Annotated in this window: 1 protein-coding gene; it reads left to right on the forward strand. The window is 72.3% G+C overall.

Translation table 11 applies throughout. The annotated features are described in order from the left end of the window. Nucleotides 1-104: 104 nt before the first annotated feature. Nucleotides 105-318: hypothetical protein (locus tag BYZ73_RS22020; RefSeq protein WP_220086902.1), on the forward strand; the 214-nt coding region annotated here is incomplete at its 3' end.

Here is a 318-nt window from a genome sequence, read left to right on the forward strand (position 1 = left end):
TGTCACCGGCGGGGTGCTGGCCGCGCTCTGGTGGCCCGTGCTGATCGTGCTGGCCCTGATGCTGGCCTCCGGGGTGCAATACCGGCGCGAACTGAGGGGCTGAGGTGGCCTATGCCCGCATCTCGGCCGTCTCCGGGACCGGGGCGACCAGGACCACGGTCACCGTCGAGGGGACCAGCTACGACATTTACGAGCTGCCCGCCGATGGCGCGATCACGGTCGAGGTGGCGGGCGACGTCGACTATCTGATCGTCGGCGCGGGTGGGGCTTCGGCCCCGACCAGCTACGGCGCCTCGGGCGGCGGGTCCGGCGGCGACG

This window comes from Rhodovulum viride (assembly GCF_003265965.1).
Classification (GTDB): Bacteria; Pseudomonadota; Alphaproteobacteria; order Rhodobacterales; family Rhodobacteraceae; genus Rhodovulum; species Rhodovulum kholense.